The sequence below is a fragment of the Phenylobacterium sp. genome (assembly GCF_041920015.1).
Classification (GTDB): Bacteria; Pseudomonadota; Alphaproteobacteria; order Caulobacterales; family Caulobacteraceae; genus Phenylobacterium.
On the sequence record NZ_JAYRST010000130.1, the window covers coordinates 1 to 4,830 of the forward strand.

At 68.6% G+C, this 4,830-nt stretch carries 4 protein-coding genes; 3 read left to right on the forward strand and 1 reads right to left on the reverse strand.

Annotated elements, in window-relative coordinates; translation table 11 throughout:
- From ACE3TL_RS16555 to ACE3TL_RS16565, 3 genes are all read left to right on the forward strand, one after another.
- The coding region (locus tag ACE3TL_RS16555; RefSeq protein WP_374579762.1) for an NADP-dependent isocitrate dehydrogenase at window positions 1–792 on the forward strand (792 nt) is incomplete at its 5' end.
- Window positions 793–794: 2 nt separating this feature from the next.
- Window positions 795–1,349, forward strand: a complete 555-nt coding sequence (locus ACE3TL_RS16560; protein ID WP_374579763.1) for a DUF2939 domain-containing protein — start codon at window positions 795–797, stop codon at window positions 1,347–1,349.
- A complete protein-coding gene (locus tag ACE3TL_RS16565; RefSeq protein WP_374579764.1) occupies window positions 1,346–2,032 on the forward strand; it encodes a ribonuclease T in 687 nt (228 codons plus the stop codon). The genes ACE3TL_RS16560 and ACE3TL_RS16565 overlap by 4 nt, the downstream gene beginning before the upstream one ends.
- 109 nt (window positions 2,033–2,141) lie before the next feature.
- On the opposite strand, the gene alaS is transcribed toward ACE3TL_RS16565, so the two are convergent.
- Window positions 2,142–4,781: an alanine--tRNA ligase gene (gene alaS, locus ACE3TL_RS16570; protein ID WP_374579765.1), complete on the reverse strand. Its 2,640-nt coding sequence runs from the start codon at window positions 4,779–4,781 to the stop codon at window positions 2,142–2,144.
- Window positions 4,782–4,830: the final 49 nt, after the last annotated feature.

Sequence of the window (4,830 nt, forward strand, 5' to 3'; positions counted from 1 at the left end):
TTCAGGGTTCCCGGGCCCGGCCGCCTGACCATCAAGTGGGAAGGCGACAACGGCGAGTCGATCGAGCACGAGGTGTTCGAGTTCCCCGGCGGCGGCGTCGCCATGGGCATGTACAACCTGGACGACTCGATCCGCGAATTCGCCCACGCCTGCCTGAACTACGGCCTGCAACGGAAGTACCCGGTCTATCTCTCGACCAAGAACACCATCCTCAAGGCCTATGACGGCCGCTTCAAGGATATCTTCGCCGAGGTCTACGAGGCCGAATACGCCGGCAAGTTCAAGGAAGCGGGCATCACCTACGAGCACCGCCTGATCGACGACATGGTCGCCTCGGCGCTCAAGTGGTCCGGCGGCTTCGTCTGGGCCTGCAAGAACTACGACGGCGACGTGCAGTCCGACCAGGTCGCCCAGGGCTTCGGCTCGCTGGGCCTGATGACCTCGGTGCTGATCACGCCGGACGGCAAGATCATGGAGGCCGAGGCCGCCCACGGCACCGTCACCCGCCACTACCGCCAGCACCAGCGGGGCGAGTCGACCTCGACCAACTCGATCGCCTCGATCTTCGCCTGGACCCAGGGGTTGAAGCACCGCGCAAAGCTCGACGACAACCCCGAACTCGCCGACTTCGCCGAGACGCTGGAAAAGGTCTGCGTCAGCACCGTCGAAGCCGGTTCGATGACCAAGGACCTGGCGCTGCTGGTCGGCGACACCCAGGGCTGGCTGACCACCGAAGGCTTCATCGACAAGGTCGCTGCGAATCTTCAGGCGGCCCTGAACAAGTCGGCCTGACTATGGACGGCCGCGCGGACTGGAGCCTCCGTCGCGCGGTCTTCCGCCTGATCGTCCTTGCGATCTTCGGAACGGCGCTGACCTTCGCGGTCGCGCCGTTCTTCGCATTTCGGGCCGTGAAGGCCGCGGCGCGCGACGGGGATGGCCAAGCCCTGGCCCAACTGGTCGATTACGCCGCCGTCCGCCAGGGCCTGCGCCCGCAGGTCGCCGCCGAACCGGTGGCGGCGCCGGCCCCGCCCGACATCTGGACCGACCCGGTGGGCGCGGTGAAACGGGCCATCGAGCCGGTCGTGCCGCTGCCGCCCTCCCTGGAGCCCTATCTCCGCGCCCCTGGCCTCTACGATCTGGCCCGCGGCTACCGGCCAGGGCAAGCCTCCGCCGATATCGGCGACGGCGGCTTTCCGAAGCTGCGCTACTGGGACCCCAACCGGGTGCGGATCGCCGTGCCGCCCAAGGGATCGAAGGCCATGGAGACGGCGGCCCTCTTCACCTTCGAGCGGCGCGCGGCCTTCACCTGGAAGCTCGTCCAGATCCGCCTGCCGGAGGCTGCGAAATGAGGGCCGTGGCCGGGACCGTCATCATTCTGGCGGCGCTTCCTGCGAGTGCAGGCGCCGAGCCCTTCCGAGCCTGTACGATCCCACGCGGCGTCGCCCCCGCGCCCGCGACGCCTCCGCCCGCACGCGAGATCGTCCGGGACGCCAAGACCGCTTCCTACATGCTGGCCCTGACCTGGTCGCCCGAATGGTGCCGCACCCATCGGCGCGCGGCAGGCAGCGCCGGCCAGTGCGAGCGCAACCATTTCGGCTTCGTCGTGCATGGCCTCTGGCCCAACGGGCGCGGCGGCCGGCATCCGCGCTATTGCGCCCCGGCCCCGCCGCTGTCGCCGGCCACGCTGCGCGCCAGCTACTGCATGACGCCCTCGCCGCAATTGCTGCAACGGGAATGGGCCGCGCACGGAACCTGCGGCTGGACGACCTCGGAGGCCTACTTCGCCAAGGCCCGCGCCCTCTGGGCCGATATCCGCGCGCCGGACGTTTCGGGCGCCGCCACCGCCGGCGATGTGCGCCGCGCCTTCGTCCGAGCCAATCGCGCGCTTCGCGCCGACGGGGTCTACGTCAAGGTCGCCAGCGGCAATCGCCTGGAAGACGTGCGCCTCTGCTACGACCTTTCCTTCAAGCCGGCCGCTTGCATCGGCGGCGTCGGAGCGCCAGGCAGCGCCCGAATCCGCGTCACGCACTGACCCAGAGCATGAACCGTTTCCATTGAAACGGTTCATGCTCAAGACTCTTTGAATTTAATGCATTTTCCGCCGAACCGGTGTCCACTTCGGCGGAAAATGCTCTGGCTGGTCAGACGGCGAGCAAGGCCTTAATCGCCGCCAGGCCCTCAGCCGCCTTGGCGCCGTCCGGAGCGCCGCCTTGTGCGAAGTCAGGCCGCCCGCCGGCGCCCTGGCCGCCCATGGCCTGGACCGCCGCCTTGGCCAGGTCGACCGCGCTGAACCGGCCGGCCGCAGAGCCCGTGACGGCGACCGTTACGGCCGCCTTGCCGTCCGCGGACCCGACCAGGGCGATGACGCCGTCCGGAAGCTGCTTCTTGAACGCCTCGGCGATCGGGCGCAGGTCCTTGCCGCCGACGCCATCCATGACGCGGGCGATGACCTGCACGCCGCCGATTTCCTCGGGGCCGGCCGTAGCGCCGGTCGACCCGCCGCCCATGGCCAGTTGGCGCTTGGCGTCGGCCAGGTCTTTCTCCAGCTTGCGGCGCTGGGTCTCCAACGCCTCGACCCGCGCGGCGACCTCGGCCACCGGAACCTTGAACTGGTCGGCCAGGGCCTTGGCGACGCCGGCCTGCTCGGTCAGCCAGCGGCGCGCCGCCTCGCCGGTCAGGGCTTCGATCCGGCGCACGCCGGCCGCCACGCCGCTTTCCGAGACGACCTTGAAGAGCGCGATGTCGCCGGTGCGCGCGACATGGGTGCCGCCGCACAGTTCGACCGAATAGTTCCCGTCGCCGCTCAGCGCCTTGCCCAGGGTCAGCACGCGCACGCTGTCGCCGTACTTCTCGCCGAACAGCGCCATGGCGCCGGCCTCGATCGCCCTGTCGGGCGCCATTTCCTCGGTCACCGCGGCCAGGTTCTGGCGGACCACCGCATTCACCTCGGCTTCGATCTTCTCGATCTCCTCCGGCGTCACCGGGCCGCCGTGGCTGAAGTCGAAGCGGATGCGCTCGCCATCGACCATCTGGCCCTTCTGCGACACGTGCGGGCCCAGCACGTTGCGTAGAGCCGCGTGCAGCAGGTGGGTCGCCGAGTGGTTGGCGCGGGTGGCCGTGCGCAGGTCGGGATCGACCGCCAGACGCGCCTCGGCGCCGGGCGCGAGCTCGCCCTGCAGGATCTCGATCTCATGCACGAACAGGTCGCCGGCCTGCTTCTGGGTGTCGAGCACCCGCGCCTTGCCGCCGTTCCATTCGATCTCGCCCACGTCGCCGGCCTGGCCGCCGCTCTCGGCGTAGAAGGGGGTGCGGTCGAATACGGCAAGCACGGTCTGGCCGCTGGAAGCGGCCTGGACCTCGGCGCCACCGGCCACCAGGGCCAGCAGCTTGCCGGTCGCCTCGGTGGTCTCGTAGCCGAGGAACTCGGTCGCGCCCAGCCGCTCGCGGATCGAAAACCATTCGGCGGCGGCCGCCGCCTGGCCTGAGCCGGTCCAGGCCTCGCGCGCCTGGTCGCGCTGGCGGCGCATGGCGTCCTCGAAGCCCGACAGGTCGACCGACAGCCCCTTGTTGCGCACCGCGTCCTGGGTCAGGTCGAGCGGGAAGCCGTAGGTGTCGTAGAGCTTGAAGGCGGTTTCACCAGGCAGCATGTCGCCCGGCTTCATGTCCGCGGTCGCCTCGTCCAGCAGCGTCATGCCACGGCCTAGGGTGCGGCGGAACCGTTCCTCCTCCTGGCGCAGGGTCTCGACGATCACCGGTTCGGCCCGCTTCAGTTCGGGATAGGCCTCGCCCATCTCGGCCACGAGGACCGGAGCCAGCCGGTGCATCAGCGGCTCCTCGGCGCCCAGCAGGTGGGCGTGGCGCATGGCGCGGCGCATGATCCGGCGCAGGACGTAGCCGCGACCTTCGTTGGAGGGCGACACGCCGTCGGCGATCAGGAAGCTGGTCGAGCGCAGATGGTCGGCGATGACCCGATGCGACGGGCCGTTGCTGCCGTCGCCCACCAGCGCCTTGGAGGCGGCGATCAGGGTGCGGAACAGGTCGACGTCATAGTTGTCGTGCACGCCCTGCAGGACCGCGGCGATCCGCTCCAGCCCCATGCCGGTGTCGATCTGCGGCTTGGGCAGGTCGATCCGCCGGCCGTCGGCGAACTGCTCGAACTGCATGAAGACGAGATTCCAGATCTCGACGAACCGGTCGCCGTCCTCGTCCGGGCTGCCGGGCGGGCCGCCGGGGATGTGCGCGCCGTGGTCGTAGAAGATTTCCGAACATGGCCCGCAGGGGCCGGTGTCGCCCATCGACCAGAAATTGTCGCTGGTGGCGATGCGGATGATCTTGTCGTCCGGCAGACCGGCGATCTTCTTCCAGAGCGCGGCGGCCTCTTCGTCGGTGTGATAGACGGTGACGCAGAGCTTCTCCGCCGGAATCCCGAATTCCTTGGTCAGCAGGGTCCAGGCGTACTCGATCGCGCCTTCCTTGAAATAGTCGCCGAAGGAGAAGTTCCCCAGCATCTCGAAGAAGGTGTGGTGGCGCGCGGTGTAGCCGACATTGTCCAGGTCGTTGTGCTTGCCGCCGGCGCGGACCGATTTCTGCGAAGACGCCGCACGCTTGGCCGGCGGGGTCTCGGCGCCGGTGAAGTAGTTCTTGAACGGCACCATACCCGCATTGACGAACAACAGGGTCGGGTCGTTCTGCGGCACGAGCGGAGCCGACGGAATGATCAGGTGATCATTCTTTTCGAAGTAGCCCAGGAACGCGGCTCTGATTTCGTTGAGGCTAGGCATGGCTCGTCGGACTTTGGAAGCAATGGAATAGATATGGGATTGCGCCGTT

Bases quoted from the DNA above. Each gene is read 5' to 3' on its own strand.
- ACE3TL_RS16560 (WP_374579763.1), top strand. From the start codon at position 795: ATGGACGGCCGCGCGGACTGGAGCCTCCGTCGCGCGGTCTTCCGCCTG.
- ACE3TL_RS16565 (WP_374579764.1), top strand. From the start codon at position 1,346: ATGAGGGCCGTGGCCGGGACCGTCATCATTCTGGCGGCGCTTCCTGCG.
- alaS (WP_374579765.1), bottom strand. From the start codon at position 4,781: ATGCCTAGCCTCAACGAAATCAGAGCCGCGTTCCTGGGCTACTTCGAA.